This is a genomic window from Kitasatospora setae KM-6054 (genome assembly GCF_000269985.1).
GTDB classification, from domain to species: Bacteria; Actinomycetota; Actinomycetes; order Streptomycetales; family Streptomycetaceae; genus Kitasatospora; species Kitasatospora setae.
Genome location: NC_016109.1, coordinates 912,596 through 938,171 on the forward strand (window position 1 = coordinate 912,596; position 25,576 = coordinate 938,171).

At 76.3% G+C, this 25,576-nt stretch carries 28 protein-coding genes; 18 read left to right on the forward strand and 10 right to left on the reverse strand.

Translation table 11 applies throughout. From position 1 onward, the window contains the following. Positions 1-36: 36 nt before the first annotated feature. Complete coding sequence (locus tag KSE_RS03945; protein WP_033259033.1) at positions 37-837, reverse strand: adenosylcobinamide amidohydrolase; 801 nt, start codon at positions 835-837, stop codon at positions 37-39. A 71-nt stretch (positions 838-908) separates the two neighbouring features. Between KSE_RS03945 and KSE_RS03950 the strand changes: the two genes are divergently transcribed. From KSE_RS03950 to KSE_RS03960, 3 genes are all read left to right on the forward strand, one after another. Continuing rightward, positions 909-1,583, forward strand: coding sequence for a TetR family transcriptional regulator (locus tag KSE_RS03950; RefSeq protein WP_014133979.1), 675 nt, complete (start codon positions 909-911; stop codon positions 1,581-1,583). A gap of 110 nt (positions 1,584-1,693) precedes the next feature. Beyond that, positions 1,694-1,885, forward strand: a complete 192-nt coding sequence (locus KSE_RS03955) for a DUF1918 domain-containing protein (RefSeq protein WP_331457811.1) — start codon at positions 1,694-1,696, stop codon at positions 1,883-1,885. A gap of 54 nt (positions 1,886-1,939) precedes the next feature. Beyond that, positions 1,940-2,662 (forward strand): DedA family protein, encoded by a 723-nt coding sequence (locus KSE_RS03960; protein ID WP_014133981.1) that lies wholly within the window; start codon positions 1,940-1,942, stop codon positions 2,660-2,662. 30 nt (positions 2,663-2,692) lie between these two features. Here KSE_RS03960 and KSE_RS03965 read toward each other — a convergent pair whose 3' ends face one another. The 5 genes from KSE_RS03965 to KSE_RS03985 all read right to left on the reverse strand — a co-directional run bounded on the left by KSE_RS03965 (position 2,693) and on the right by KSE_RS03985 (position 6,053). After that, positions 2,693-3,157 (reverse strand): hypothetical protein, encoded by a 465-nt coding sequence (locus KSE_RS03965; RefSeq protein WP_014133982.1) that lies wholly within the window; start codon positions 3,155-3,157, stop codon positions 2,693-2,695. Positions 3,158-3,238: 81 nt separating this feature from the next. After that, on the reverse strand, positions 3,239-3,841 hold the full coding sequence (locus KSE_RS03970) for a hypothetical protein (RefSeq protein WP_148283055.1): 603 nt from the start codon (positions 3,839-3,841) through the stop codon (positions 3,239-3,241). A 100-nt stretch (positions 3,842-3,941) separates the two neighbouring features. Further along, positions 3,942-4,703: a PIG-L deacetylase family protein gene (locus KSE_RS03975; protein ID WP_014133984.1), complete on the reverse strand. Its 762-nt coding sequence runs from the start codon at positions 4,701-4,703 to the stop codon at positions 3,942-3,944. Between the two features lie 70 nt (positions 4,704-4,773). Further along, positions 4,774-5,430: an NADPH-dependent F420 reductase gene (locus KSE_RS03980; RefSeq protein WP_014133985.1), complete on the reverse strand. Its 657-nt coding sequence runs from the start codon at positions 5,428-5,430 to the stop codon at positions 4,774-4,776. Positions 5,431-5,597: 167 nt separating this feature from the next. Beyond that, on the reverse strand, positions 5,598-6,053 hold the full coding sequence (locus KSE_RS03985) for a MarR family winged helix-turn-helix transcriptional regulator (RefSeq protein WP_014133986.1): 456 nt from the start codon (positions 6,051-6,053) through the stop codon (positions 5,598-5,600). A 60-nt stretch (positions 6,054-6,113) separates the two neighbouring features. On the opposite strand from KSE_RS03985, the gene KSE_RS03990 reads away from it, so the two are divergent. Continuing rightward, positions 6,114-6,503, forward strand: coding sequence for a VOC family protein (locus KSE_RS03990; protein ID WP_014133987.1), 390 nt, complete (start codon positions 6,114-6,116; stop codon positions 6,501-6,503). A 61-nt stretch (positions 6,504-6,564) separates the two neighbouring features. Continuing rightward, positions 6,565-7,206 (forward strand): DUF6629 family protein, encoded by a 642-nt coding sequence (locus KSE_RS03995; protein ID WP_014133988.1) that lies wholly within the window; start codon positions 6,565-6,567, stop codon positions 7,204-7,206. Here KSE_RS03995 and KSE_RS04000 read toward each other — a convergent pair. After that, positions 7,128-8,027 (reverse strand): winged helix-turn-helix transcriptional regulator, encoded by a 900-nt coding sequence (locus KSE_RS04000; RefSeq protein ID WP_014133989.1) that lies wholly within the window; start codon positions 8,025-8,027, stop codon positions 7,128-7,130. The two genes, KSE_RS03995 and KSE_RS04000, sit on opposite strands and share 79 nt — an antisense overlap. Positions 8,028-8,133: 106 nt before the next feature. Between KSE_RS04000 and KSE_RS04005 the strand changes: the two genes are divergently transcribed. The 5 genes from KSE_RS04005 to KSE_RS04025 all read left to right on the forward strand — a co-directional run bounded on the left by KSE_RS04005 (position 8,134) and on the right by KSE_RS04025 (position 12,630). Next, positions 8,134-9,402 (forward strand): MFS transporter, encoded by a 1,269-nt coding sequence (locus KSE_RS04005; RefSeq protein ID WP_014133990.1) that lies wholly within the window; start codon positions 8,134-8,136, stop codon positions 9,400-9,402. Between the two features lie 153 nt (positions 9,403-9,555). Then, positions 9,556-9,765 carry a hypothetical protein gene (locus KSE_RS04010; RefSeq protein WP_014133991.1) on the forward strand — a complete coding sequence of 70 codons (210 nt, stop codon included), beginning with the start codon at positions 9,556-9,558 and terminating at the stop codon, positions 9,763-9,765. 71 nt (positions 9,766-9,836) lie between these two features. Next, positions 9,837-10,592 (forward strand): hypothetical protein, encoded by a 756-nt coding sequence (locus KSE_RS04015; protein ID WP_014133992.1) that lies wholly within the window; start codon positions 9,837-9,839, stop codon positions 10,590-10,592. Then, positions 10,589-11,521, forward strand: coding sequence for a DUF6895 family protein (locus KSE_RS04020; RefSeq protein WP_014133993.1), 933 nt, complete (start codon positions 10,589-10,591; stop codon positions 11,519-11,521). Before KSE_RS04015 ends, KSE_RS04020 begins: the two co-directional genes overlap by 4 nt. Next, a complete protein-coding gene (locus KSE_RS04025) occupies positions 11,518-12,630 on the forward strand; it encodes a serine hydrolase domain-containing protein (protein ID WP_014133994.1) in 1,113 nt (370 codons plus the stop codon). The genes KSE_RS04020 and KSE_RS04025 overlap by 4 nt, the downstream gene beginning before the upstream one ends. A gap of 79 nt (positions 12,631-12,709) precedes the next feature. On the opposite strand, the gene KSE_RS04030 is transcribed toward KSE_RS04025, so the two are convergent. Further along, positions 12,710-13,546, reverse strand: coding sequence for a polysaccharide deacetylase family protein (locus KSE_RS04030; RefSeq protein ID WP_014133995.1), 837 nt, complete (start codon positions 13,544-13,546; stop codon positions 12,710-12,712). Positions 13,547-13,642: 96 nt separating this feature from the next. On the opposite strand from KSE_RS04030, the gene KSE_RS04035 reads away from it, so the two are divergent. The 4 genes from KSE_RS04035 (at position 13,643) to KSE_RS04050 (ending at position 17,306) form a co-directional block, all read left to right on the forward strand. Then, entirely contained in the window at positions 13,643-14,746 is a 1,104-nt protein-coding gene (locus KSE_RS04035) for a calcium:proton antiporter (RefSeq protein WP_014133996.1), read from the forward strand. A 180-nt stretch (positions 14,747-14,926) separates the two neighbouring features. Continuing rightward, positions 14,927-15,259: a hypothetical protein gene (locus KSE_RS38095; RefSeq protein WP_014133997.1), complete on the forward strand. Its 333-nt coding sequence runs from the start codon at positions 14,927-14,929 to the stop codon at positions 15,257-15,259. Next, positions 15,256-16,857, forward strand: a complete 1,602-nt coding sequence (locus KSE_RS04045; RefSeq protein ID WP_014133998.1) for an alpha/beta hydrolase — start codon at positions 15,256-15,258, stop codon at positions 16,855-16,857. The genes KSE_RS38095 and KSE_RS04045 overlap by 4 nt, the downstream gene beginning before the upstream one ends. Then, complete coding sequence (locus KSE_RS04050) at positions 16,854-17,306, forward strand: hypothetical protein (protein WP_014133999.1); 453 nt, start codon at positions 16,854-16,856, stop codon at positions 17,304-17,306. The genes KSE_RS04045 and KSE_RS04050 overlap by 4 nt, the downstream gene beginning before the upstream one ends. A 20-nt stretch (positions 17,307-17,326) precedes the next feature. Here the strand turns inward: KSE_RS04050 and glmS are convergent, their stop codons facing one another. Next, positions 17,327-19,168, reverse strand: a complete 1,842-nt coding sequence (gene glmS / locus KSE_RS04055; protein WP_014134000.1) for a glutamine--fructose-6-phosphate transaminase (isomerizing) — start codon at positions 19,166-19,168, stop codon at positions 17,327-17,329. 55 nt (positions 19,169-19,223) lie between these two features. Then, positions 19,224-19,499 carry a hypothetical protein gene (locus KSE_RS04060; protein ID WP_014134001.1) on the reverse strand — a complete coding sequence of 92 codons (276 nt, stop codon included), beginning with the start codon at positions 19,497-19,499 and terminating at the stop codon, positions 19,224-19,226. Positions 19,500-19,820: 321 nt separating this feature from the next. On the opposite strand from KSE_RS04060, the gene KSE_RS04065 reads away from it, so the two are divergent. The 4 genes from KSE_RS04065 to KSE_RS04080 all read left to right on the forward strand — a co-directional run bounded on the left by KSE_RS04065 (position 19,821) and on the right by KSE_RS04080 (position 25,410). Continuing rightward, the gene (locus KSE_RS04065) at positions 19,821-20,942 is read left to right on the forward strand and encodes a hypothetical protein (RefSeq protein ID WP_033259032.1); all 1,122 of its coding nucleotides are present in this window, start codon (positions 19,821-19,823) and stop codon (positions 20,940-20,942) included. A gap of 48 nt (positions 20,943-20,990) precedes the next feature. Beyond that, positions 20,991-22,439, forward strand: a complete 1,449-nt coding sequence (locus tag KSE_RS04070) for a pyridoxal phosphate-dependent decarboxylase family protein (protein ID WP_106437587.1) — start codon at positions 20,991-20,993, stop codon at positions 22,437-22,439. Positions 22,440-22,545: 106 nt separating this feature from the next. After that, positions 22,546-23,916, forward strand: coding sequence for a GNAT family N-acetyltransferase (locus KSE_RS04075; RefSeq protein ID WP_014134004.1), 1,371 nt, complete (start codon positions 22,546-22,548; stop codon positions 23,914-23,916). 237 nt (positions 23,917-24,153) lie between these two features. Beyond that, on the forward strand, positions 24,154-25,410 hold the full coding sequence (locus tag KSE_RS04080) for a Mur ligase family protein (RefSeq protein ID WP_014134005.1): 1,257 nt from the start codon (positions 24,154-24,156) through the stop codon (positions 25,408-25,410). The last annotated feature ends 166 nt before the right edge of the window (positions 25,411-25,576 follow it).

The following is a 25,576-nucleotide window of genomic DNA, read 5'->3' on the forward strand; positions in this document are numbered from 1 at the left end:
CCCTCAAGCCCGCCGCCCGCAGCCGACAGGCCCCGCTCACACCGCCGAGGGCTCCCCCGCGCTCCGCTCCCCCGCCGGCCGGCCTCCCGGCCGGCCGCCCGACCCGCCGCCCAGCACGTCGTCGCACGCGCAGTCCGGCCGCGCCGCCGGGTGGGTCGGCGGCCCGTCCCAGCCGGCGCGGCGCTCGCGGTCGGTGCGGGCCCCGGCCAGCACGGCGCGGTGCACGGCCCGGGCCAGCCGGGAGCCCCAGGACGAGCGGGGGCCGCCGAACGGCTCGGCCGGCTCGCCGGGGCGGGCGGCCCGGACGGCGACGCACAGCGCGTCGGAGGGCGTGCCGGAGCAGTCGTACCCGGCCTCCAGCAGCGCCTGGACCTTCGCCTCGGTGGCGGTGGTCAGCAGGTTGACCAGTCCGGCGTCGGAGACCGGGGCGGGCACCACGGCCAGCACGTTGATGGTGCCGGGCGCGTAGGCGGCGGCCGGTTCGGGCGCGGCGGCCCAGGTCGGGACGCCGATGCCGGTGGTGGCCAGCGCGGTGACGCCGCCGTCCTCGGCCCAAGTGCAGGCGTCGACCTCGGCGGCTGTCATCAGGCCCATGCCGGGCCCGGTCAGGCCCTGCGCGGCGGCCAGTTCGGCCAGGTGCCCGGCCGGGTCCATCCGCCCGTACCCGGCCCGGACCTGCGCGTTCAGCACCCAGTGCCGCTCGCCGAGCCCGCCGCCGAGGACGCCCGACCCGGCCATCCGCCAGCCCGGTCCGGCCCGCCAGAGCAGCAGGTGCCGGCAGGCCCCGTCCTCGATCCGCCCGGCCCGCTCGACCGTCACCGCCCGCTGCTCGTCCATGGTCCGACACCCAACCACACCGGGCCGGCTGGGATTCGCCCCGCCCCGACCGGATGCGGCAGAGTGGCGCCATGACCCCGCAGCGCGCCGCGTCCGCCGCCCACGCCTCCCGCGCCCCGGCCGCCGGGGCCCGCCGCCGGCCGGTGCAGCAGCGCAGCCAGGAGCGGTACGAGCGGCTGCTGGACGCCTGCGCGGGGCTGCTCGACGAGGCCGGCCCGGCGGGGCTGACCACCAAGGAGGTGGCGCTGCGCGCGGAGGTGCCGATCGGCACCCTGTACCAGTTCTTCGACGGCCGGGAGGGCCTGCTGGCCGCCCTCGCCGCACGCAACCTGGCCCGCTTCCTGGACGGCCTGGCCGATCGGGTCGCGGCCGCCCCCGGCCCGATCGCGGTGGCCGCGTTCACCGAGCACGCGGTGGACGAGTTCGTCGCGATGAAGCGCACCGTCCCCGGCTTCGGCCACCTGGACTTCGGCCTGGTCGACGCCGTCCCCGCCGAGGTCGACGACGCGCACCTGCTGGACGCCGAGCTCGACAACAACGCGGCCGTCGCCGCCCGGCTGCGCGCGATCGGCGGCGAGCTGTTCGCCGCGCCCGGGTACGCGCTGGCCCTGCGGGTGGCGATGGAGTGCGCGGACGCGGTGCTCAAGCTGGCGTTCCGGGCCGACCCGGCGGGCGACCCGGCGCTGGTCGCCGAGTGCAAGCGGCTGCTGCGCAGCTACCTCGCGGCGGCCCCGCCCGCCGGCTGATCCGCACCGGGCCGCCCGCTTTTGCGCCGTCCGGGCGGCCGCCGCACAGTGGAGGGGGAAGCTCACACGCACCTCCGCCCCTGTGCCCGCGGGAGGGTCCGATGCACGCCATGGTGGGAGACCACGTCCACATGTACAGCCGGTCGGTCGGCATGACCGACCGCCGGGGTGAGATCGTCGAGGTGCGCGGCACCGACGGCGAACCGCCGTACCTGGTCCGCTTCGAGGACGGGCACGCCGGCCTCGTCTACCCGGGCCCCGACTGCCTCGTCGAGCACCGCACCGGCGACGGACAGCACTGACCCCGGTCCCGACCGGGACCGCGAGACCGCCAGGACCAGGAGGAACACCCGACCTTGTCGCCGCCGCTGCCCGGCCCGCTGGCCCACCTCGCCCCGCTGCTCGACGACTACGGCTACCTCGCGGTCGGGGTGCTGGTCTTCCTCGACAGCTGCCTGATCCCGGTGCCCGGCCAGACCATCCTGGTGCTGGCCGCCGTGTACGCGGGCGCGGGGCAGCTGTCGGCGGCCGCGCTGCTGCTGGTCGCGGTGTCGGCGGCGTTCGCGGGCAACACCCTGGCGTACGTGCTGGGCCGCACCGGCGGCACCGCCGCCGTCCACCGCTGGGGCCGGTACGTGCGGCTCACCCCGGAGCGGATGGAACGCGCCGAGTCCTTCTTCCGCCACCGCGGCGCGCTGGTCGTCACCGGCGCCCGCTTCGTCGACGGCCTGCGCCAGACCAACGGGCTGATCGCGGGCACCACCGAGATGCCCTGGCGGCGCTTCCTGCCCGCCAACGCGCTGGGCGCGGCGCTGTGGGCGGGCGTCTGGACGGCGGTCGGCTACTTCGCCGGCGACAACATCGACGCCCTCTACCGCCAGGCCGTCCGCTACCAGGTGCTGCTGTTCGCCGTCGTCGCCGTCCTGCTGGCCCTGTTCGCCGTCCGCACCTGGCTGCGCCGCCGCCACCGGAGGACCCCGGCCGCCCGCATCCCGCACCAGCCCGGGCAGGAGGACCAGAACGACCGGAGCACGGACCGCGACACCGACCGCGACACCGACGGGCCGGACCGGGCCTGAGCCCTGAGCCGCGCCGCCGGCGCCGTGCCGTCAGTCGGGCAGGTTGCCGTCGCCGCCCAGGTTGGCGACGATGCGGCGCAGCACGTTGACCGCGGTCACGAAGTCGGCGGTGTCGACGCCTTCGTGCGCCTGCCGGTGCACCTCCAGGTTGCGGTCCCGGGCGCGGAGCCGTCCGGCCTCCCCGGCGTCGGTGAGGGTCATCGTCCCCGCGTCCTCCCGGATCCAGCCGCGCCGGACGAGGTCGTCGAAGACGGCGTCGAAGTCGGTGCCGAGGTCGTCCCACTTCGCCAGCCGGTCGACCAGCGCGGCCCTGGTCCACCGGCCCGGCGCCCCGGCGACGTGGTTGAGCGTCCACCAGTGCGGCTGGGTGAGGCCCTCCACCGCCAACCGCTCCCGCAGCGCCCCGACCACCAGCCGGGCCGCCGTGCCGGCCCACGCCCCGATGGGTTGCGCGGCCAGTTCCCGCTGCGAGTACTCCTTGAGCGCGGCGCCCATGTGCCCCTCCTCCGGTCCGACGGAACGCGACCACCGTAGGAAGTCGAGTCCGCTTGAGGTCAAGGCGCCGCCGCCGGCCGCTCAGTCGCGGACCCGGCCGACCGTGAGGTAGAGGTCGGTGCCCTCGCGCCGGCTCCGGAGGCCGCCCGGCGCGAGCCTGACCCCGGCGTCCGCCGGGACGCCCTCGACCTTGACGGCGAGGCCGTCCTCCCCGCAGCCGACGGTGATGTAGTCGAAGTCGGGCCGGGCGTTCCCGGCGCCCACCGTGTAGGGGCCGACCAGGGTGTCGCCCGGGAACGGCCTGGCGTACGCCGGGTTCGTCGGCCCCCGGTCCGTGCTGTGCGGGCGGGCGGCGCCGTACCCGAACGAACCGGGCACCTCCCCGCTCGGCCCGGCCGGGGAGGAGGCGCCCGGCCGGGGATCGACGGTCACCGTGCAGGTGTCGTCACCGACCATGATCACCAGCTTGGTGCCCGCGATGTCGGCGCCGCCGAGCGTACGGCCGTGCACGGGCGCGAAGCCGGTGCCGACGTACTCCCGCTGCCCCGGGTCGTCCTCCAGCGCCGGCAGCGCCCGCAGTGCCCACGGCCCGGCGGGGGGCGGGGGCCCGGGCGGGTCCGCCGTGCACCCCGCCGCCCCCAGCGCCACGACCGCCGCCAGCCACCACGTCACCTGCCGACGCATCCCCGGCACACCCCCTCACCGCCCGGACGTCACTCCCACCGTACCCGGATCGACCCCCAACCACGCCGCCGGCAAAGGAAGTTGAAGCCGCCATCGCGGGTCAGCCGAGCGGGACCACCTCGAAGGCGGCCGCGTACCGGGTGCCGAGCCGGGCGCCGGCCTCGCGGCCGACGCCCTCCAGGAACTCGGCGGCGTCGGCCATCTCGCCGCCTGAGGCGCCGAGGCCGTCGAGGTAGGCGCGGTGGGCCTCCAGCGAGGCGACGCCGGTGTCGAAGGTGTCGGTGATGTCGGCGGCGTGCCGGCCGTCGGGGGAGGCGGCGGCCCAGAGTTGGCGGACGCCGTTCCAGGGCTGGTGGCCCTCGGCGGTGAGTTCGCGGAAGATCCAGCGGTTGCCGGCGTCGCGGACGGCGTCGAGGGCGGCCCGGCCGACGGCGATGTGGTCGGCCTGGTTGGGGAAGACGCCGCCGTAGGTCTCCCGGTAGTTGGCGGTGATGACGATGTCGGGGCGGTGCCGGCGGATCGCCCGGGCCAGGTCGCGGCGGAGCGGCAGCCCGTACTCGACGACGCCGTCGGGGTAGCCGAGGAACTCGACGGTGTCGACGCCGACGATCCGGGCCGACTCGACCTGCTCGCGCTCCCGGACGGGGCGGCACTGCTCGGGGGCCATGCCGTCGATGCCGGCCTCGCCGCTGGTGACCATCAGGTAGCTGATCCGCTTGCCCTGGCCGGTCCAGCGGGCGATGGCGGCGGCGGCGCCGTACTCCATGTCGTCGGGGTGCGGGATGATCGCGAGCGCGGTCCGCCAGTCCTCGTCGAGGTGCCGGTACGGGGGCGGGGCCTGCTCGGTCGGGTCGCTGCTCATGGTGCGGGTGGTGCCTTTCGGTCGGGTCCCGCCCCCGGTCGCCGGGGGCGGGGCCGGTGCGCGGGGAGGGTCAGCGCGCGGTGCGGATCGCGTAGTTGAAGTCGGCGTGGCCGTAGTGGCGCATCAGGCGCAGCCAGAACGGCATCAGCATCTCCAGGGCGCGGGCGCCGTCGATGCCGCCGAGGTCGAGGACGGCGTCGGCGGGCCAGCCGAACTCGCCGAGCAGGGCGGTGACCCGGGCCTTGGCGTCGGCGTCGTCGCCGGCGATGAACAGCTGGTGCTCGCCGGGGACGCGGCCGGGGTCGACCATGACCTCGTTGTTGACGGTGTTGAGCGCCTTGACGACCTTGGTGTCGGGCAGGGCGCGCTGGAGGCGCTCGCCGACGCTGTCGTCGTTGACGGGATCGAGGGTGACCTGGCCGTCCGGGCCGAAGACCAGCGGGTTGGAGACGTCCAGCAGGGTCTTGCCGGCCAGGTTGTCGGCGCCGGCGAGTTCGACGGCGGCGAGGGCGACGGTGCCGCTGGTGGCGTTGATGACGAGTTCGCCGAAGGCCGCGGCCTCGGCGAAGGTGCCGGGGTGGGCGAGCGGGCCGGTGCGGGCCGCCCAGTCCTCGGCGGCGGCGTTGCCCTTGCTGCGCGAGCCGAGGGTGACCTCGTGGCCGAGGGCGACCAGCTTGCCGCCCAGGGTCTGGCCGACCGCTCCGGTGCCGATGATTCCGATGCGCATTCCTGCTGCTCCGTCCCCGTGTCCGTTCGTGGCGGACCGCCGGGCGGGCCCGGTGATCCGAACGCACCCTACAAGAGGGCATCGTGACGGGTGATCAACTCCTGGGCACCGGTTTCCGTTCCGCGCCCCGCCGGGGACGGGCGGTGGGGACGGGCGGTGGGGAGGGTTCAGCCCTGCTGCTCCGCCGCCCCGGCGTGCAGGCGGAGCAGCAGGACGTGCAGGGTGGTGCGTTCGGCGGGGTCGAGGGGGGCGAGCAGCTCGTCCTGGGCGGCGCGGGCCCCGGCCTGGAGTTCGGCGAGGCGGGTGCGGCCGGCGGGGGTGAGGGTGAGGGTGAGGCGGCGCCGGTCGGCGGGGTCGCGGGTGCGGTCGATCCAGCCGGCGGCGTCGAGCAGGTCGGCGGCCTTGGCCAGGTCGCTGGGGTCGAGGCGCAGCCGGGCGGCGAGTTCGCGCTGGGTGTGCGGGCCGAAGTCGGCGAGCGCGGCGAGCGCGGCGTGGTGGTGCAGGCGCAGGCCGTCGGCGGCGAGGCGGTCGGCGACCCGGGTGCGGGCGTCCTTGCCGGTGCGGGAGAGCAGGTAGGCGGTGAGTTCGAGGAGGGAGGGCGGGGCCTGGGCGGGGTCGACCATGCCGACAATCATAGGTCACCCCCTATAGTGGGTGACAACCCATCATTTCGGAGGTGCTCCGTGGACGCGCTCCACCCCCGCCTGCTGGTCGCCGACTTCGCGGCCTGCTTCGCCTTCTACGACGCGGTCCTGCCGCCGCTGCTCGGCGCCCGGCTGGTCCAGGGCTCGGCGGGCGGGCCCTACGCGCACTGGGACGTCGACGGCCAGGCCGTGCTGGTCCTGTTCGACCGCGCCGCGATGGCCGGGGCGCTGGGCGACCGGATCCCCGCCCCCGCGGGCGACATGACGGTCTGCCGGGTCGCGGACGTGGCGGCGGCGCACGCGCTGGCCGTCCGCGCCGGGGGCGTCTCGGTGCTGCCGCCCGCCGACCGGCCGGAGTGGGGCGCCGGGCTGCGCACCGCCCACCTGCGCGACCCGGAGGGCCGGCTGATCGAGTTCCAGTCGTACTGACGTTCCAGTCGTGCTGACGTTCCGGTCGTGCTGACGGCCGGTCCGCTCGTACGCTGGCCGGATGTGCTGGAGCGCGGAGGCCGACCTGGTCGCGGGCGGCGCGGTGGCGGCGGTCGGCGTCGGCGCGGCGCTGCGCGCCGGGTGGTCGCGGCGGCTGCCGCTGGCGGCGCTGCCGCTGCTGCTGGGCGCGCACCAGCTGGTGGAGGCGGGTGTCTGGGCGGGCTGGGGCTGGGCCCGGACGGTGTGGGCGGTGGTCGCGCTGCCGCTGCTGCCGCTGTACGTCCCGGCGGCGGTGTGGTGCGCGACCCGCCGCCGCGCGGCCGCCCGGTTCACCCTGCTGGGCGCGGCGGTCGCGGTGCCGCTGGCGGTCGCGCTGGCCCGGCGGCCGGTGGCGGCGCGCCCGCACGGCCACACCCTGGTGTACGCGGTCGGGGTGCCGGCGTCCGGCCCGCTGCTGGCGGGGTACCTGGTGGCGGTGCTGGGCGCGCTGCTGTGCTCGGGTGACCGGCGGCTGCGGCTGCTGGGCTGGATCGCGGGGCTGGGCGCGCTGGTGTGCGGGCTGCTGTGGCGGCTGGCGTTCGTGTCGACCTGGTGCGCGCTGGCCGCCGTGGCCTCGGTGCTGCTCTACCGCTGGGCGGACGTCAGCGCGTCGAGCAGCGCCAGGGCCTCGGCCACCGAGCCGCCCGGGTCCGGGACGGGGTAGAGCACGCCGCGCACGGTCCGGTCGGCGTCGACGACCAGGGTGAGCCGCTTGAGCCGCTCGGCGCCGCCGGCCCGGAAGGTGGGCAGCCGCAGGGCGCCGGCCAGCCGCAGTCCGGCGTCCGAGAGCAGCGGGAACGGGATCCGCTGGTGCTCGGCGAACGCGGCCTGCTGGTCGGGGCGCTGGGTGGAGACGCCGTGCACGGTGGCGCCGCGCGCGGTGAACGCGTCCAGCCGGTCGCGGTAGGTGCAGGACTCCAGCGTGCAGCCGACGGTGCCGGGGATGTCGTCCCAGCCGGGCGGGTAGCCCTGGGTGCCGGGGGCGTACGCGCCGGGGAAGCAGTACAGCACCGTCCAGGGGGTGGCGCCGACCGGGTCGGCGAGCGGCGGGCGGGGGCCGGCGGAGGCGGCGGGCAGGGCGAGTTCGGGGACGCGGGTGCCGACCAGGGCGTGCACCCGGCGGGCCTCGGCGGAGTCGGCGTCGGCGGTGGCGGTGAGCGTGCCGTCGCCGAGCAGGTGGCGGCCGCCCCAGTCCTGGAGGGCGACCAGCACCGGCAGCAGGCCCCAGCCGCGCTCGGTCAGGTGGTAGGCGTAGCGCGGCGGGTGGGCCAGGTAGAGGCGCTTCTCGACCACGCCGTCGTCGACCAGGGCGCGCAGCCGGGCGGTGAGCACCTTGCGGCTGATGCCGAGCGACTCGTGCAGGGCGTCGAACTGGTGGGTGCCGCCGGCGAGGTCGCGCACCAGCAGCAGGGTCCACCAGTCGCCGACCACGGACAGCGCCTGGGCGATGGAGCAGTCGGTGTCGCCGACGTCGGTGTAGCGCATGGCACCACCTTGCCACTGCCGTCGCCGCACCGCCTATAGTGAGTTCCCAAAAGGAACTCACTCGTCGGCGACACCTGCCACCGCCCGCCACCAGGGGGAACACCACATGAGCACCACCAGCACCGACCGCCCCCTGCGGGCCCCGGCGGCCGCGCCCGCCTCCGCGTTCTGGCGCTACTGGGCCGCCTCCACCACCAGCGGCCTCGGCGACTGCGTCACCCAGATCGCGCTGCCGCTGACCGCCGTCACCGTGCTGCACGCCAGCGGCCTCCAGGTCGGCCTGGTCACCGCCGCCGGGTACGTCGCCTGGCTGGTGATCGGCCTGCCGGCCGGCGTCCTGGTGCAGCGCCTGCCGCTGCGCGGCACCCAGATCGCGATGGACCTGGCGCGCGCCGCCGCGATCGCCTCCGTCCCGCTGGCCGCCGCGTTCGGCGTCCTCGGCCTGCCGCAGCTGGTCGCGGCCGCGCTGGTGCTGAGCTTCGCCAGCGTGGTCTTCGACGTCGGCAACGCGACCTTCCTGCCCAGCGTCGTCCCGCCCGGGCAGCTCACCGCCCGCAACAGCCTGACCTCCGCCACCCACGCGGTGAACCAGCTCGCCGGGCCCTCGCTCGGCGGCCTGCTGGTCCAACTGCTGGGCGCCGCCACCGCCCTGGTCGTCGACGCGGTCAGCTTCCTGTGCTCCGCCGCACTGCTGCGCACCCTGCCCCGGTCCGCCGCCGAGCGCCCGGCGCCCGCCGCCGACCGGCCGTCCTTCGGCGCGCAGATCCGCGAGGGCTGGCGGTACTGCACCCGGCACCCGGTGGTCGGGCCGTGCCTGGCCGAGGCGACCTGCGTCAACTTCGTCTGCGGCGCGCTGATGGCCGTCATCCCGCTGTTCCTGGTCCGCACCGCGCACGCCCCGGCCGGCCTGGTCGGCCTGCTGATGGCCGCCGAGGGCGTCGGCAGCCTGGTCGGCGCCGCCCTCACCCCCCGGCTGGCCGCCCGCCTGGGCACCGCCCGCGCGCTGCGGTACGGCTCGCTGTTCGGCGTGCTGACCGCCCCGCTGATGGCCCTCGCCCCCGGCGGCCCCGGCCTGCTGCTGTTCGCGCTCGGCAACGCCGGCTTCGGCGCCTCCGTGGTGGTGCTCAGCATCCTGACCCGCACCCACCGCCAGTCCACCACCCCCGCCGCGCTGCTCCCCCGGGTGATGGCCACCGTCCGGTTCGTCTCCTGGGGCGCCATCCCGGTCGGCGCGCTGGCGGCCGGCGCCGCCGCCTCGCTCTGGGGCCCGCGCACCGCGCTCGCCCTGGCCTGCGCGCTGACCGCGCTCTCCCCCGCCCTGCTGTTCGCCTCGAAGCTGCGCGGCGCCCGCGACCTGACCGACGTCGCCGCCTGACCGACAGCACCGCCCGACCGACGTCACCGCCCGAACGGCCCGACTTCGGGAAATCCGCCCCCAGCGGGTGCACGGATCCCTTCGTGCTCGTACCGTCGAAAGAGGGGGCGTCACCCGAACGGGCGATGAAATCCAGACGAGGAGGCACACCTGATGCTTACTCAGTTCCGGACCGAAACGGCGCCGCGGTCACACACCGCGACGTCGACCGAAGCCGCCGACTTGGCGAGCCTGATGGTGGAGGACGAGGCCGCCGTGTCCGACGCGCCCACGTACTCGCCCGAGGCCGCCGGCATCGGACTGCTGGTGCTCGGCCTGCTGCTGTCGCCGAAGCCCCCGAAGGAAGCGAAGCCGACCCGCTGACCGGGAAGGTCTCCCGACCGGGCCGGTCCGCGCGCGGACCGGCCCGGCACCGCACCAGGAGGAACCTGGCCATGCCGTTCGCCGAGACTCCGCTGCGTGACGAGTACGCCGCCGCCGTCGACCGCCTGGCGCGCCGCGTCCTGGACGCCCTCCAGGACGGCACCGCGCCCCCGCCCGCCGAAGCCGGAACCACCGCCGCGGGCCCGGCCGGAGCCGCCGGAGCCGACCGGCCGCTGCTGGCCGCGGCCCGCGTCCTGGGCGCCGACCTCTTCGCCCCCCGGCTGCTGGCCGGCGCCGCACCCGACGCCCCTACCGCCGCGCTGCTCGCCGAGGCCCGCCGCGTCCTGCCCGCCCCGGCCGCCCCGACCCCGGGCGCGGCCCTGGTGATCGCCTGGCAGGACTGGGCCACCGGACGGCTGCTCGGCGACGCCCCGCCACCGCCCGCCCCGCCGGACCCGGCGGAACTCGGCTGGCAGACCTGGTCGGTACGGATGTCCCAGCTCGCCGCGCTGGCCCTGCCCAGGCTGGACGGCCCGCTGCACGACACCGCCCGCGCCCACCCGCTGCCGCTCGCCCGCGGCACCGCCCGCGCGCTGCTCCGCCGCGACCCCGCCACCGCCGCCCGCCTCACCCGCTGGCTGGCCTGGACCGAGTCCCAGGGCCTGCCCCCGCACCTGGAGACCGCGCCCGTCCTGGACCGGATCCGGCTGGCCGGCGACGGCAGCGCCCGCACCGCGCTCACCCTCGCCATCACCCACCGCCTCGCCGAGCGCGTCCCCGGCACCGGCGGCGGCACCGGCACCAGCGGCGGGAGGCGGGCCGCGTGATCGACACCCACGTCCTCGCCACCGCCCAGCGGCTCGGCTCCCGCGCGCTCTCCTGGCTGCACGCCGCCCACCGCGACGGCCTGGGCCGGATCCCCGACAACACCGTGATCGACTTCGGCGACGCCGACAACGCCTACAAGCCGCTCGGCGAGGTCGCCCTGGCCACCTCGCTGGTCCTGCGCGACGGCGTCAGCGGCCCCGCCGACACCCGGGCCGCCCGCGAGCTGATCGACGGCTGCTGGACGCAGCTGCGCGGCGGCGACCTGCTGTACGAGCGGCAGCTGCACCACTTCACCATGACCGACCCGCTGGAGACCTACGGCCACTTCGCCCGGGCCGGCTACCGGCACCCGCCGCTGGAGGAACTGCTCGACTCGCTCAGCCGGACGCGCGCCGCGCACGCCGAGGAGATCCGGGCCAACCGGCGCCTGGGCGTCGCCAACGCCCGCCGGGTGGTCGGGCTCGGCCACCGGCCGGACTGGGAGGCGCTCGCCCTCGGCACCTGGCTGGGCGCCCGGCCCGAACCCTGGGCGGTGAACTGGATGACCGGCTACGACATCACCCACACCGTCTTCCACCTCACCGACTGGGGCGCCCGCCCGGACGGCCTGCCCGAGCCGATGCGCGACTACGTCCGGGACTGGCTGCCGGTCTGGCTGGACGCCTGGGCCGAGGTCGGCCAGTGGGACCTGGTCGCGGAACTGCTGGTGGTGGACGCCTGCTTCGGCGAGCCGACCACCGGCCGGCAGGGCTGGGACGCGCTGGCCGCCGCCCAGCACCCGGACGGGCTGCTGCCGCGCGACAGCGACCCGGTCGACGAGGAGGACCGCGAGCGGGCCTTCCTGGACCACCAGCACACCGCGGTCGTCGCGGTGGTGGCCGGCGACGTCACGCTCGCCCGGGCGCTCCGGGCGACGGCGGCCGCGTGAACCCGGCGGAGGGCCGCGCCGCCGTGGCCGAGCGCCGCGCCGCCCCGGCGGAGAACCGCGTGGAGGCCCCGGCGGAGCGCGCCCTCGCGGCGGCGGTCCGGGCGGCCCGGGACGCGTCCGCGACCGCCGTCACGGTGGCGGTGCTGGCCGGCGGCCGCGCCGAGGTCCACTGCTTCGGGCGGACCGGGCGCGGGCGGGCGCCCGCCTGCACCCCGGACACCGTCTTCGAGCTCGGCTCGGTCAGCAAGACGTTCACCGCGCTGCTGCTCGCCGCGATGGCCGCCCGCGGCGAACTCGCCCTGTCCGAACCGCTGCGGGGGCTGCTGCCCGCCGACTGGCCGGCCCCGGCCGTGCGTTCCGCCGAGCCGATCCGGCTGCTGCACCTGGCCACCCACACCTCCGGGCTGCCCCGCCTCCCGCCGGGCCTGCTCGCCTCCGCCCTCCCCGCCTGGAACAGCAACCCGTACGCGGCCTTCGACGAGGCGCGGCTGCGCGCCGCGCTGGCCGCGACCACCGTGCGCACCGAGCCGGGCCGGCACTACCGGTACTCCAACTACGGCGTCGGCCTGCTCGGCCGGGCGCTGGCCGAGCGCGCCGGGCTGCCCTACGGCGCGCTGCTCGCCGACCGGGTGCTGGCCCCGCTCGGCCTGACCGCCACCACCTGCGCCCCGGACCCGCCGCACCGGGCGACCGGCCACCGGCACGGCCGCCCGCTGCCGCCCTGGCGGATCCCCGCCCTCCCGGCGGCCGGCGCGGTCCGCTCCTCCGGCGCCGACCTGCTGCGCTACCTCGGGGCCCACCTCGCCCCGCCCGCCGCCGACGCCGTCCTCGCCGCCGCCCTGGCGGACGTCCGGCACCCCCGGCTGCGGCTGCCCGGCTCCGCCGACCTGCTCGCCCTGGTCTGGACCCGCCGCCACGCCGCCGACCGGGACGTCTACTTCCACTCCGGCGGCACCCGCGGCTGCACCTCCTTCGTCGGCTTCTCCCCCGCCACCGCCTCCCGCGCCCCGGTCGCGGTCGCCGCCCTGACCAACACCGGCCCGTCCGTGAACGGCCGCTTCGTGCAGGCCGGTTACGACCTGCTGCGGGCCTGGGGCGGGACGTGCTGAGGGGGGCGCAAAGGCCCCCGCCGTCCTGGTCAGCTGCCCTTGACCCGGCAGCCCGGCAGCCCGGCAGTCGGACCGCCCGTCAGTCGGACAGTCGGACGAACCGCCGCCCGGCGTCCAGCAGGGCGGGCAGCGCCCGGGCGTAGCCCTCGGCGGTGCCCGCGGCCGGGTGGTTGAAGTGGCTGATCAGCACCGAGCCGGGCGGGGCGGCGGCCACCTCCCCGGCGACCTGGGCGGGGGTGAACGTGGCGCCGCCGTCCGCGTTGACCGCGAACCCGGCGACCCGCTCGCCCAGTTCACCCACCAGGCGCAGCGCGACCTCGTCGTAGTGCGCCGTCCCGGAGCGGAACCAGCCCGGGGCCCGGCCGCCGAGCAGGGCCGTCAGTTTCGCCCGGTTGCCGGCCACCTCGTCGTAGGCGGCGGCCGGGTCGGCCGTTCCGGTGATGCCGTAGGCGGGGCGGCCGGTCACCGAGAGCGGGCGGTGCGCGGTGCCGTGGTTGCCGATCTCGAACAGCGGGTCGGCGGCCAGCTCGCCGGCCGGGCCCGGGTTGGCGTCCACCCAGCGGGCGTTCAGGAACAGCGTGGCGGGCACCCGGAGCCGGCGCAGGATGCCGATCAGTGCCGCGTCGTAGCCGTCGCCGCCCGGTCCGCCGCACGCGTCGAAGGTCAGCGCCAGCGCCCCGTCCGGGACGGTCGCCCGCACGCCGGGCAGGTCCGTCCCCCAGGCGTGCGGCGACTGGTCGGCGTAGCGCGCCAGCACCTGTTCGCGGGTCGGCTGCGCGGGCGGCCGGGCCGCAGGCGGGGTGCCGGTCGGTCCGGGCGGGGTGCCCGGCGGGGCCGGCGGGGCCGGGCGGGCGGGGGCCGCGCAGCCCGCCGCGAGTCCGAGCGCCGCCGCCAGGGCCGTCCGCCGTCCGATCATCTCCGCCGCTCCTCGCCGTTCTTCGCCGTTCTTCGTGACCACCGCCACGAGTGTCACTTCCGGGCCCGGCCGGTGCCATCTGCGAAGCTCGGCCGTATGGCTTCCTCCCCTCGACCGCACTACCTGCAGTGGACGACCGTCGCCCCGGTGCTGGCGTTCCTGCTGCTCCTGGCGACCTGGCACCGCGACCTGCCGTGGCCGGTGGTGGCGCTGGTGGCCTGCTTCCTGGCGGTGTCGGTGGTGGCGGCCGTGCACCACGCGGAGCTCATCGCGCACCGGGTCGGCGAACCGTACGGCTCGCTGGTCCTGGCGGTGGCCGTCACCATCATCGAGGTCGCGCTGATCGTGACGCTGATGGCCGACGGCGGCGACAAGAGCGCCGGGCTGGCCCGCGACACGGTGTTCGCCGCCGTCATGATCACCTGCAACGGGATCCTCGGACTGTCCATCCTGGTCGGCGCGTTGAAGTACCGCGTCGCCGTCTTCAACGCGGAGGGCACCGGCGCGGCGTTCGGCGCGATCGCCACCCTGGCCACCCTCAGCCTGGTGCTGCCGACCTTCACCACCTCGCAGCCCGGCCCGCAGTTCTCCACCACCCAGCTGGTCTTCGCGGCGACCGCCTCGATCGTCATCTACGGCCTGTTCGTCTCCACCCTGACGGTCCGCCACCGCGACTACTTCCTGCCGGTCACCCCGGCGGGGGAGATCGTCGACCCGATGGACGACCACTCCGAGCCGCCGACCCTGCGGCAGACGATGACCAGCGTGGCGCTGCTCTCGGTCGCCCTGGTCTCGGTCGTCGGCCTGGCCAAGGGCGTCTCCCCGACCATCGAGCGCGGGGTCGCCGCCGCCGACCTGCCCAACGCGGTGGTGGGCGTGGTGATCGCGCTGCTGGTGCTGCTGCCGGAGTCGATCGCCGCCGTCCGCGCCGCCGTCCGCAACCGGGTGCAGATCAGCCTCAACCTGGCGCTCGGCTCCGCCCTCGCCTCCATCGGGCTGACCATCCCGGCCGTGGCCGTGGCCTCCACCTGGCTGTCCGGGCCGCTCGAACTCGGCCTGGGCGCGAACCACATGATCCTGCTGGCGCTCACCGTCGCGGTCGGCACCCTGACCGTGATCCCGAAGCGCGCCACGCCCCTCCAGGGCGGCGTCCACCTCGCCATCCTCGGCGCCTACCTGGTGCTCGCGGTCAGCCCCTGAGGGCCGGGGCGCTTCCGCCCGAAAGCGTGAAGGCGGCGCCCGTCCGCGCCCCCGCCCCGGCTGCCCGGGCGGCCGGGGCCCGCCGCTTGTCCGCACGGCCCGTTCCCCGTCCGGGTGACCCCGTCCGCGGGCGGCCGTGCGGGTACGGCCCACCCGGGCGCCGCACTAGGGTCACCCTCCGTGTCCACGATCATCGAACCGGTCGCCGAACCGGAACCGGCGGGTCCGCTGCTCAGCGTCGACCCGAACGAGCTGCGCGCCTCCGCCGCCGCCGCGCGGACCCTCGCCGAGGAGTTCGGCCCGCCGTCGGCCGCCGCTCCGGCCGCCGCCCTCGGCGCGGCCGGCGAGCTGGCGGGGTGGCCGCTGGGCCCCGCGCTGGCGGCGCTCGCGCACGGGTGGGAGCCGGTGCTGCGCGCGCTCGCGGCGGAGCCGGCCGCGAGCGCGGACGCGCTGGAGGCGTCGGCGTGCGGGCACGAGCGCAACGACGGGCGGCTGGCCGGGAGTTGGCGGTGAGTGACGCGTTCGCGCTGCTGCGGCGCTTCGACCCGGAGGGGCTGCGCGGGGCGGCCGGGGCCTGGCGGCGGCTCTCGGCGGCGGCCGAGGAGGCGTGCGACGGGCACCGGCTGCGGGTCGGCGGTCCGCTGCACGGGCCCTGGCGGGGGCGGGACGCCGAGGCCGCGTTCGCGGCGTTCGCGGGCACCGAGCGGCGGCTGGAGGCGGTCCGGGTCGAGGCCGGGTCGGTCGCGGTGGTGCTGGAGACCGTCGCGGGGCGGATGGAGCAGGCCGCCACCAACCTGCTGAACGCCCTGCGCCGGGCCGAGGAGTGGGGCCTGCCGGTGTCGGACGGGGGCGCGGTCGGCCTGCCCGCGCTGTCCGCCGCCGACCGGCACGACCCGGACGCCCCGGCCGAGCGGCAGCGGCGCTCGGTGCTGCGCGGGCAGCTCCAGCAGCGGGTGGACGCGGCGCTGGCCGCCGCCCGCGAGGCCGCCGAGCAGGGGGCCGGGGCGCTCGGCCGGCTCGGCGCGGACGTGCTGCCCCGGACGTTCGGCGCGCCCGGCACGCTGGACGGGTCGGGTGCGAACGCCCGGTCGGCGGCCCTGGCGCTCGGCCTGGCCGTCCCGTACGTCCCGGAGAACACCGACCCGCGGGCGTCCGCGGCCTGGTGGGAGGCGCTCTCCCCGGCGGAGCGGCAGAGCCTGCTGACCCTGGCCCCGGAGCGGGTCGGCCGGCTCGACGGCCTGCCCGCCGCCGTCCGCGACCGGGCCAACCGGCTGGCCCTGGACCAGCGGCTGGACGCCCTGGAGGGCGGCGCGCCCCCGGGTTCGGGCCTCACCTACGAGGAGTGGAACCGGGAGCAGCGCGACCTGCGCGCGCTGCGCGAGCGGCTGGACGGCCGCGGCGGCGCGGACCGGCTGTTCCTGCTGGCGCTCGACCCGCGCGGCGACGGCCGGGCGGTGGTGGCGGCGGGCGATCCGGACGGCGCCGACCACACCGCCGTCCTGGTGCCGGGCACCGCGACGACGCTGGCCTCGGTGCCGGGGCAGGTGGAGCGGATCGACCGGCTGCGGGACGCGGCGGCGGCACAGGCCGGTCCGGGGCAGCGGGTCGCCGTGGTGTCCTGGCTGGGCTACGACGCGCCGGAGGCCGACGCCAGCGTGCTGACCGCGGCCCGGGCCGAGGAGGGCGCGGCGGACCTGCGGCGCTTCACCGAGGGCGTGCGGACCGCGCGGGGCGGGCGGCCCGGCCACCTGACGGTGATCGGGCACAGCTACGGGACGACGACGGTCGGCGCGGCGGCGGCCGGCGGGGCGGGGCTGGGGGCGGACGACATCGTCGCGGTCGCCAGCCCGGGCATGACCGCCGCCCGGGCCGCCGACCTGCACATCGACCCGGCGCACGTGTGGGCGGGCACCGCGGCCGACGACCGGGTCCGGCTGGCCACCGGCACCACCCTGGGCGCCGATCCGACCGGGGCCGACTTCGGCGGGCGGACCTTCGGCGTCGACACCTCCGGCCACAGCGGCTACTGGGCGGCGGGCAGCGAGAGCCTGGCCAACCAGGGCCGGATCATCGCCGGCCGCACCCCGGCCACCGCGGCGGACGCGCCGTGAGCCCGGGCGCGGGCCGGGAGACGAGCCCGGACGCGGGCCGGGACGGGTGGCTGCCGGTGATGGCCCGGGCCGCCGCCGAGGACTGGGCCCGGCGGCTCGCCGCGTACCTGGCCGACCGGGCGGCCGTCCCGCTCGCCGGGGAGCGCACCCGGGCGTTCTTCTCCCCGGGCGGCGGGCCCCCGGCGGACGGCCGCTACGCGCTGGCCCTGCACGCCGAGGGCTCGGTCCCGCCGCCCCGCCACCCGGCCGCCGTCCGGGCCCTGCGCGCCGCCCTGGAGCGGGACGGCTTCACCGTCACCGCCTACCGGGAGACCGTCGGCGGCGAGCCCGACGCCCTGCTCTACGCCCGCCACCCCGAGGGCGGCTACTTCCTCGACGTCGGCACCGGCGGCGGCGGGGACCGCCTCACCTTCACCGTCCGCACCCCCGTCCTGCTGCCCCCGCCGTGACGCCGCCGGGGCCGCGGCCGCTACTCGACCGTCACGCTCTTGGCCAGGTTGCGCGGCTTGTCGACGTCCCGGCCGAGGGCCACCGCCGCGTGGTAGGCCAGGAGTTGGAGCGGGATGTTGAGCAGCAGCGGGTCGAGTTCGGGCTCGCTCTTGGGGACGACCAGGCAGTGATCGGCGAGCCGGGCCTCGATCGGGCGGTGGGCGACGGCCAGCACCCGGCCCTCGCGGGCCTTGATCTCGCCGAGGGCGGTGAGGTTCTTGTCGAGCAGTTCGTCGTCGGGCACCAGGGCGACGGTCGGCAGCTCGGGGGAGATCAGGGCGAGCGGCCCGTGCTTGAGCTCGCTCGCGGGGTACGCCTCGGCGTGGACGTACGAGATCTCCTTGAGCTTCTGCGCGCCCTCGCGGGCGACGGGGTAGCCCCGGACCCGGCCGATGTACATCATGCCCTGGCTGTGGGCGTACTCGGCGGCGAGCGCCTCGATCTCCTTCTCCTGCTCCAGCGCGGCCCGGATCTGGTCGGGCAGGGCCTTGAGCGCGGCGACGATGCGGCGGCCGTCGGCGGGCGAGAGGTCGTGGATCCGGCCGAAGTGCAGGGCGAGCAGCGCGAAGGCGACCACGGTGGAGGTGAACGCCTTGGTGGAGGCGACCGAGATCTCCGGGCCGGCGTGCAGGTAGATGCCGCCGTCGCACTCGCGGGCGATCGCCGAGCCGACGGTGTTGACGACGCCGAGGACCCGGCCGCCCTTGCGCTTGACCTCCTGGACGGCGGCCAGCGTGTCGTACGTCTCGCCGGACTGGCTGACGGCGACGTACAGGGTGTCGGCCTCGATGACGGGGTTGCGGTAGCGGAACTCGGAGGCGGGCTCGGAGTGGGCCGGGATCCGGGCCAGCTCCTCGATCAGCTGGGCGCCCATCTCGCCCGCGTAGTAGGCCGATCCGCAGCCGAGGATCTTCACCCGGCGGATCTCGCGCAGCTCCCGGGCGTCCAGGTTGAGGCCGCCGAGGTGCGCGGTGGCGAACCGCTCGTCGAGCCGGCCGGACAGGGTGCGCTCGACGGCGCCGGGCTGCTCGTGGATCTCCTTGAGCAGGTAGTGCGCGTAGCCGCCGGTGTCGTAGGAGCCGACCTCCCAGTCGACGGTGGAGGGTTGGCGGGTGACGGTGCGGGCGTCCTCGGTGAAGGTGCGGAAGCCGTCGGCGCGGACGGTGGCGAGCTCGCCGTCCTCCAGGTGGACGACCTGGCGGGTGTAGCGGACCAGCGCGGAGACGTCGGAGGCGGCGAACATCTCCTTCTCGCCGATGCCGAGCACGATCGGGCTGCCGTTGCGGGCGACCACGATCCGGTCGGTCTGCTCGGCGTCCAGCACGGCGATGCCGTAGGTGCCGACGACCAGCTTGAGCGCGGCCCGCACCGCGTCCTCCAGCTCGCCGCCGTCGGCGCGGTGCGCGGCGATCAGGTGGGCGAGCACCTCGGTGTCGGTCTCGGAGCGGAAGACGGCGCCGTCGGCGGCGAGCTTGGCGCGCAGCTCGTCGGCGTTCTCGATGATGCCGTTGTGGACGACGGCGATCCGGTCCGCGTTGTCGGTGTGCGGGTGGGCGTTGGCGTCGGAGGGGACGCCGTGGGTGGCCCAGCGGGTGTGGCCGATGCCGACGGTGCCCTTGAAGCGGGCGGGGAGCGCGGCGGCGAGGTCGGCGACCCGGCCCTTGACCTTGCGGACCCGGAGCCGGCCGGGGGCGGCCTTGGTGCCGGGCGCGAGCACCGCGACGCCGGCCGAGTCGTAGCCGCGGTACTCCAGCCGCTGCAGTCCTTCCAGCAGGAAGGGGGTGGCGTCCTTGGGGCCGATGTAGGCCACGATTCCGCACATGTCGCGGGCTCCTGTCGTTGTCTGGTCGTCCGGGGTGGTGGGCGGGGCCGGCCGGTCAGCCGTAGACGATCCGCCGCAGCTGCCGGGCGGACAGCCGCGGGGCGGCCACCCGGCGGGCGGCCAGCTCGCCGTCGAGGCGGGCGAAGATCCGGTCGTTGGTCAGGCCCCTGGCCTGCAGCTCGCCGTGGCGGCGGCGGACGTACTCCTCGGTGGTCTCCGCGAAGTACGCCAGCACCTCCGCCAGGACCCGCGCCGCGTCCGGTGGGGCCAGGGCCGTGGTCCTGGCGAGGTGGGCGAGCAGGTCCTCATGAGGGTGCGGTGAGGCAGGCACGGATCGGGAGCCTAGGCGTGGAGTGTCCATTTGCCAAAGATCCTGCCCGATTTCGGGCAGGCCCGCCCGTTCCGGCCGCCGCCGGAGCGCCCGGTGCGACCTTTCGGGGGCCCGCGGCGTCCTCATGGACGGCGGTCGAACACCGGGGTGCGGACGCACCTATGATGTGGGGCCGTCGTTGGAAGACGGTGTGCGGACGGTGTTCGGGTGATCGTTCCGGGCCCGTGACCCCGTCGGCGGTGTCCATGTCCGGGTTTCCGGCGGTCACCCCGCAGGATGGGCCGCGTACTGTCCGTGTCGATCTCAGGGGGAACGTCCGTCATGCAACCGCGTCTGTTCGCCGTCGTCACCGCCGTCCTGCTGGCCGTGCTCGGCCTCGGGTCGGTCCTGGTGACCGACTGGACGCCGAAGTCCGCGAGCGCGGCCACCGCGCCGACCGCCGGGGCCCAGCGCCCCGGCGCCGTGCCCGCGACCAGCGGCGCGCCGGCCGCGTCACCGTCGCCCACCGGCGACCCGGCGGTGTGGACCCGTTCGACGCTGCGCAACAAGCTGATGGCGGAGATGGACTCCACCGACCCCGGGGTCGCCCTCGCCGACCTCGACAAGATCTCCAAGGACAAGCCGTACACCGTGCGGTTCTGCCACCCGATCGCGCACGAGCTCGGGCACGCCGCGGTGCAGCGCTACCACCAGGACTTCCAGAAGGTGATCTCCTTCCCGCACGAGACCTGCGCGGCGGGCTACCTGCACGGCGCGGTCGAGGAGATGCTGGCCAACTCCAAGGACCCGCAGCACGACATCCTCACCCTGTGCGCGCCGTCCAACACCGGCCCGTGCATCCACGGCGTCGGCCACGGCATCATGTTCGTCACCAAGCAGGACATCCCGGCGGCCCGCGCCCTGTGCGACAAGTTCCCCAGCCAGAACCGCAGGATCACCTGCTCCGAGGGCGTCTTCATGCAGCTGTTCGCGCCCGACGAGGAGGACGAGAAGGCCAAGGCCAACCTCCCCGCCGACAAGCTGGCCGCCGAGCCGCTCTACCCCTGCCCCGAGCAGCCCGCGCTCTACCAGTCGGCCTGCTTCTTCTACGCGCCGACCTTCTTCCTCTCCTCGCACGACTACGCCAACCACCCCGAGGCGTTCTCCCAGGCCCTCCAGTGGTGCCTGAACGCGCAGGCCAGCGGCGGCGCCAACGACTGCTCGCGCGGCGTCGGCTCGCGCACCATGAAGTACAACCTGGACCGCGAGGACTGGGCCGCCGACCAGTGCGCCACCGCCAAGGACGGCTGGCAGCGCAAGGCGTGCGCGCAGGGCCTGGTCAGCTACTACACGGTCAACTACACCGACGCGGGCGCGGCCGGCCGGCTCTGCGCCAAGATCACCAACAAGGAGATCCAGGGCTACTGCCGCTCGGCCGGCGGCCTCTCCAGCACCCTGGACTGACCCTTTCCGCAGGTGGGCGCCGCCGGGCAGCGCCCACCTGCGCATACCATGCCCGGTGTGAACGACGACTTCCGCGGGGCCGCACGGGCGGCCGCAGACCTGGTGGCCGACTACCTCGACGCGCTGCCCGACCGCCCGGTCTGGCAGCCGATGGACCCGGCGGAGCGGGCCGCGCTGCTCGACCTGCCGCTGCCCGAGCACGGCGCCCCGCTGGCCGAGCTGCTGGCGGACGTCGAGCGGCGGATCATGCCGCACCCGATGGGCAACGGGAACCCGCGCTTCTTCGGCTGGGTCAACTCCGCCCCGCAGCCCGCCGGGGTGCTGGCCACGCTGGCGGCGAGCGCGATGAACCCCAGCTCGGCCGGCGGCGACCACGCCGACGTCCACCTGGAGCGCGCCGTGGTCCGCTGGATCGCCGAACTGGTCGGCTTCCCGCACCCGGCCGGCGGCGGCCTCCTCACCTCCGGCACCTCGATGGCCACCATCGTCTGCCTGGCCGCCGCCCGGAACCGGGCCGCCCGCCGGGCCGGGTGGGACGTCCGGGAGGACGGCCTGGCCGGGATGCCCCCGCTGGTCGGCTACGTCACCGGCGAGGCGCACAGCTGCGTCCGCAAGGCCGCCGAACTGCTCGGCCTCGGCTCCCGGAACCTGCGCACCGTCGCCTCCGACGCCGACGGCCACCTCGTCCTGGACGCCCTGGCGGCCGCGGTCGCCGAGGACCGGGCGGCCGGCCGGCTGCCGTTCCTGGTGGTCGCCTCGGCCGGCACCGTCGGCACCGGCGCCGTCGACCCGTTCGAGCCGGTCGCCGACCTGGCCGAGCGCGAGGGCCTGTGGTTCCACGTCGACGGCGCGTACGGCGCGTTCGGCGTCCTGGACGAGGCGATCGCGCACCGCTACGCCGGGATGGACCGGGCCGACTCGCTCGCCCTCGACCCGCACAAGTGGCTGGGCGTGCCGGTCGACTGCGGCTGCGCGCTGGTCCGCGACGCCGACGAGCTGCGCGGCACCTTCAGCCTCGTCCCGTCCTACCTGCGCGACGACGCGGCCGGCGACCTCGGCTGGTTCTCCGAGTACGGCACCGAGCAGACCCGCCCGTTCCGCTCGCTGAAGGTCTGGGCGTCCATCGCCCACCGCGGCCGCTCCGGCGTCGCCCGGGACATCGCGCACTGCACCGCCCAGGCCCGGCAGCTCGGCGAATGGATCGAGCGGGACGCGGAGTTGGAGCTGGTCGCCCCGGTCGAGACCTCCATCGTCGCCTTCCGCCACCGCCCCGCCGGACTCGACGAGGCCGGCCTGCAGCAGCTCAACTCGCTGCTCCCGGTGGCCCTCCAGCGGCGCGGGCGGGTCTTCGTCACCGGCGCCGTGTACCGGGGCCGCGAGATGCTCCGGGCCTGCCTGCTGAACTCCGCCACCACCGAGGCCGACCTGCGGCTGCTGCTCGACGAGGTCAAGTCGGCCGGCGCGGAACTCCTGGACCGGTGCCGTACGTCCAACTGATCGCGGGCCCGGATCAGCGCCGATCCGAAGGTGACCCGCGGAGACATTAACCGTCAGGTCACGGGGGATTCGTGATCGTGAAACAGCGGAGCGCCACCATGCAGGCATGGACAACATGGCGTACACCCACGACAGAGTCATCGACGAGCGGCGGGCCCGGCGCGGCGGCCGGGGGCACCGCTGGCGCAAGGAGACGGTCGAGCTCGCGGCGGTCTTCGCCGCCGTCGCGGCCGCCGACCTGGTCGCCAACATCGTCGTGCACGGCCACGACGGACCGGTGCTGCTGGTCGCCTCGGCCGCCGCGATGCTCGCCACCGCGCTGTTCCGCGGCTGGCTCGCCCACCGGCACCCGCACGGACCGCCCGGCCCCGCCGCGCCGCCGGGCGGTGCGGCGGTGACCCCCGCCGACGAGGAGCCCACCGCCCTGTGGCGGCTGCGCACCAGCGTCTCGGACGCCCCGGGCAGCCTGGCCCGGGTGTGCGCGGCCCTGGCCGAGCTGCGGGTCAACATCGTCTCCATGCAGGCGCACCCGCTGCCGGACCACACCGTCGACGAGTTCATCGTCCGCGCCCCCGGGGCGCTCTCCCGCACCGAGCTGGCCGCGGCCGTCGCGGCCGGCGGCGGCTGGGACATCTGGACCGACCGGGCCGACGCCCACGAACTCGTCGACGTCCCCCGCCAGGTCCTCGCCCTGGCCACCCGCACCGCGCTGGACGCCGCCGAGCTCCCGGTCGCGCTGCGCCAGCTGTTCGGACGGGCCGCCATCCGGCAGTACCCCGGCCGCGGCGACAGCACCCCCGCCGGGGTGGAAGGACACCTGATGCGACTGCCCCTCCCGGGCGGCGACCTGCTCGAACTCTCCCGCCCGCACCTCCCGTTCACGCCCACCGAGTTCGCCCGCGCCCGCGCCCTGGTCGAGCTGGACACCGTCCTCGGCCCGCGCGTGCCCGCCGTCGCCGCCCGGATCGGCCACCCGGACGGCGCCGAGCTCACCGTCCGCCGCGCCACCCCCGAGGACAAGCCCGCCGCGCTGGCCATGCACGCCCGCTGCTCCGCGGAGTCGCTGCGCCGCCGCTACCACGGCCCGGTCAAGGACGCCGACCGCTACCTCGACCACCTGCTCGACCCCCGGCACGGCCAGACCCTCGCCGTGGAGACCGCGCACGGCCGGCTGGTCGCGCTGGCCCACCTGATGTGGGACGACGAGGGCGCCGAGATCGCCCTGCTGGTCGAGGACGCCTGGCAGCGCCGCGGCCTGGGCGTCGACCTGGTCCGCCGGATGGCCGCGCTGGCCCTGGAGGCCGGCGTCCGCACCGTCTACGCCGTCACCACCGCCGCCAACACCGGCCTGATCTCCACCATGCGCCGGCTCTCCGCCCCGCTCGACTACCAGGTCGAGGACGGCACCCTGGTCATCACCGCCCACCTGGCCGAAGCCACCGAGAAGCTGCCCACCCCCTGGCCGACCACCCGCTGAGGAAGGACCCGACCCGCGTTCCGGCGCCCGCCGTCCCCGGCGGGCGCCTTGTCGTTGCTCCGCCCGTTCCTCCGCTCGTTCCTCCGCCCGTTCCTCCGCCCGGGGCGGGGGCTCGCGGCGCAGCTTGTCGCCCCTGCTCAAGTGTGCGGGCGGGAGTCGGTAGGCTGAGCCCGTCCCCGCCGCCCGTGGGTCGTCGAACGGCCCGGGCGGTGCCGCAGCAAGGAGGAACCCCTGAGCATGCCAGGCACCGATTCGGAAGCCCCGCGCGACGCCTCGCTGCCCGCTCGCGCGAAGATCGCCGTGACGGCGGGCAAGATGGCCGCCGCGCTGTCCCAGAAGGCGGGCCGCGGCAGTGGCTCGGTGATCGGCGGCAAGGTCGCGCTCAAGCTCGACCCGGACCTGCTGGCGACCCTCACCGAGCACCTGGACGTGGTCCTGGTCAGCGCCACCAACGGCAAGACCACCACCACCCGGCTGATCGCGGAGGCGCTGCGGGCGGCCGGCCCGGTGGTCTCCAACGCCCTGGGCGCGAACATGCCCGCCGGCATCACCGGCGCGCTGGCCGGCGGCACCGGCGCCCGGTTCGGCGTCATCGAGGTGGACGAGAAGTACCTGCCGATGGTCGCCCGGGACACCCGGCCGAAGGCCATAGCGCTGCTGAACCTCTCCCGCGACCAGCTGGACCGCGCGGCGGAGACCCGGATGATGGCCGAGAAGTGGCGCGAGGGCCTCAGGGACACCGAAGCGGTGATCATCGCCAACGCGGACGACCCGCTGGTGACCTGGGCCGCCTCCTCCTGCAAGAAGGTGGTCTGGGTGGCCGCCGGGCAGGCGTGGAAGGAGGACGCCTGGTCGTGCCCGTCCTGCGGCGGCGTGATGCAGCGCCCGGGCGACGACTGGTTCTGCGGCGAGTGCGGCTTCCGCCGCCCGAACCCGCACTGGGCCCTCCAGGGCACCCACGTGATCGACCCGCACCGCGGCGCCTGGCCGATCCAGCTCCAGCTGCCCGGCCGCGCCAACCTGGCGAACGCCACCAGCTCGGCCGCCGTCGCCGCGGTCTTCGGGGTCGCCCCGCAGGTCGCGCTGCAGCGGATGCAGTCGGTGGCGGCGGTGGCCGGCCGCTACGACGTGGTGCAGTACCGCGGCCGGGACATCCGGCTGCTGCTGGCCAAGAACCCGGCCGGCTGGCTGGAGACCTTCTCGCTGATCGACGGCCCGCCCGCCCCGGTGATCCTCTCGGTGAACGCGATGGACGCCGACGGCACCGACACCTCCTGGCTGTGGGACGTCGACTACGAGCGCCTCGCCGGGCACCCGATCTTCGTGATGGGCCAGCGCAAGCTCGACCTGGCGGTCCGCCTGGAGGTCGCCAACCTCCAGTTCCAGGTCGTCGACTCGCTCGCCCAGGCGGTCGACGCCGCCCCCGGCGGCCGGATCGAGGCCATCGCCAACTACACCGCCTTCCAGCAGCTGCGCAAGGCCGTGGTGGCCTGATGAGCGACCAGTACTACGGGCAGCAGCCGCAGTTCGGCGACCAGGGCCAGGGGCCGGGGCAGGGCGGCTACGGCCAGCAGCCGCAGTACGACCAGTACGGGCAGCCGTCGCAGCAGCCCCAGCCCCAGCAGTACGGGCAGCCGCAGCAGCAGCAGTACGGCCAGTA

Coding starts and splice junctions, on each gene's coding strand:
- KSE_RS04080 (WP_014134005.1), top strand. CDS start 24,154: ATGCCAGGCACCGATTCGGAAGCCCCGCGCGACGCCTCGCTGCCCGCT.
- KSE_RS03945 (WP_033259033.1), bottom strand. CDS start 837: ATGGACGAGCAGCGGGCGGTGACGGTCGAGCGGGCCGGGCGGATCGAG.
- KSE_RS04070 (WP_106437587.1), top strand. CDS start 20,991: ATGCCCGGTGTGAACGACGACTTCCGCGGGGCCGCACGGGCGGCCGCA.
- KSE_RS03980 (WP_014133985.1), bottom strand. CDS start 5,430: ATGCGCATCGGAATCATCGGCACCGGAGCGGTCGGCCAGACCCTGGGC.
- KSE_RS04015 (WP_014133992.1), top strand. CDS start 9,837: ATGCCGTTCGCCGAGACTCCGCTGCGTGACGAGTACGCCGCCGCCGTC.
- KSE_RS03975 (WP_014133984.1), bottom strand. CDS start 4,703: ATGAGCAGCGACCCGACCGAGCAGGCCCCGCCCCCGTACCGGCACCTC.
- KSE_RS04030 (WP_014133995.1), bottom strand. CDS start 13,546: ATGATCGGACGGCGGACGGCCCTGGCGGCGGCGCTCGGACTCGCGGCG.
- KSE_RS04075 (WP_014134004.1), top strand. CDS start 22,546: ATGGACAACATGGCGTACACCCACGACAGAGTCATCGACGAGCGGCGG.
- KSE_RS03955 (WP_331457811.1), top strand. CDS start 1,694: ATGGTGGGAGACCACGTCCACATGTACAGCCGGTCGGTCGGCATGACC.
- KSE_RS03965 (WP_014133982.1), bottom strand. CDS start 3,157: ATGGGCGCCGCGCTCAAGGAGTACTCGCAGCGGGAACTGGCCGCGCAA.
- KSE_RS04065 (WP_033259032.1), top strand. CDS start 19,821: ATGCAACCGCGTCTGTTCGCCGTCGTCACCGCCGTCCTGCTGGCCGTG.
- KSE_RS04005 (WP_014133990.1), top strand. CDS start 8,134: ATGAGCACCACCAGCACCGACCGCCCCCTGCGGGCCCCGGCGGCCGCG.
- KSE_RS04000 (WP_014133989.1), bottom strand. CDS start 8,027: ATGCGCTACACCGACGTCGGCGACACCGACTGCTCCATCGCCCAGGCG.
- KSE_RS03995 (WP_014133988.1), top strand. CDS start 6,565: ATGTGCTGGAGCGCGGAGGCCGACCTGGTCGCGGGCGGCGCGGTGGCG.
- KSE_RS04010 (WP_014133991.1), top strand. CDS start 9,556: ATGCTTACTCAGTTCCGGACCGAAACGGCGCCGCGGTCACACACCGCG.
- KSE_RS04035 (WP_014133996.1), top strand. CDS start 13,643: ATGGCTTCCTCCCCTCGACCGCACTACCTGCAGTGGACGACCGTCGCC.
- glmS (WP_014134000.1), bottom strand. CDS start 19,168: ATGTGCGGAATCGTGGCCTACATCGGCCCCAAGGACGCCACCCCCTTC.
- KSE_RS03970 (WP_148283055.1), bottom strand. CDS start 3,841: ATGCGTCGGCAGGTGACGTGGTGGCTGGCGGCGGTCGTGGCGCTGGGG.
- KSE_RS03985 (WP_014133986.1), bottom strand. CDS start 6,053: ATGGTCGACCCCGCCCAGGCCCCGCCCTCCCTCCTCGAACTCACCGCC.
- KSE_RS03950 (WP_014133979.1), top strand. CDS start 909: ATGACCCCGCAGCGCGCCGCGTCCGCCGCCCACGCCTCCCGCGCCCCG.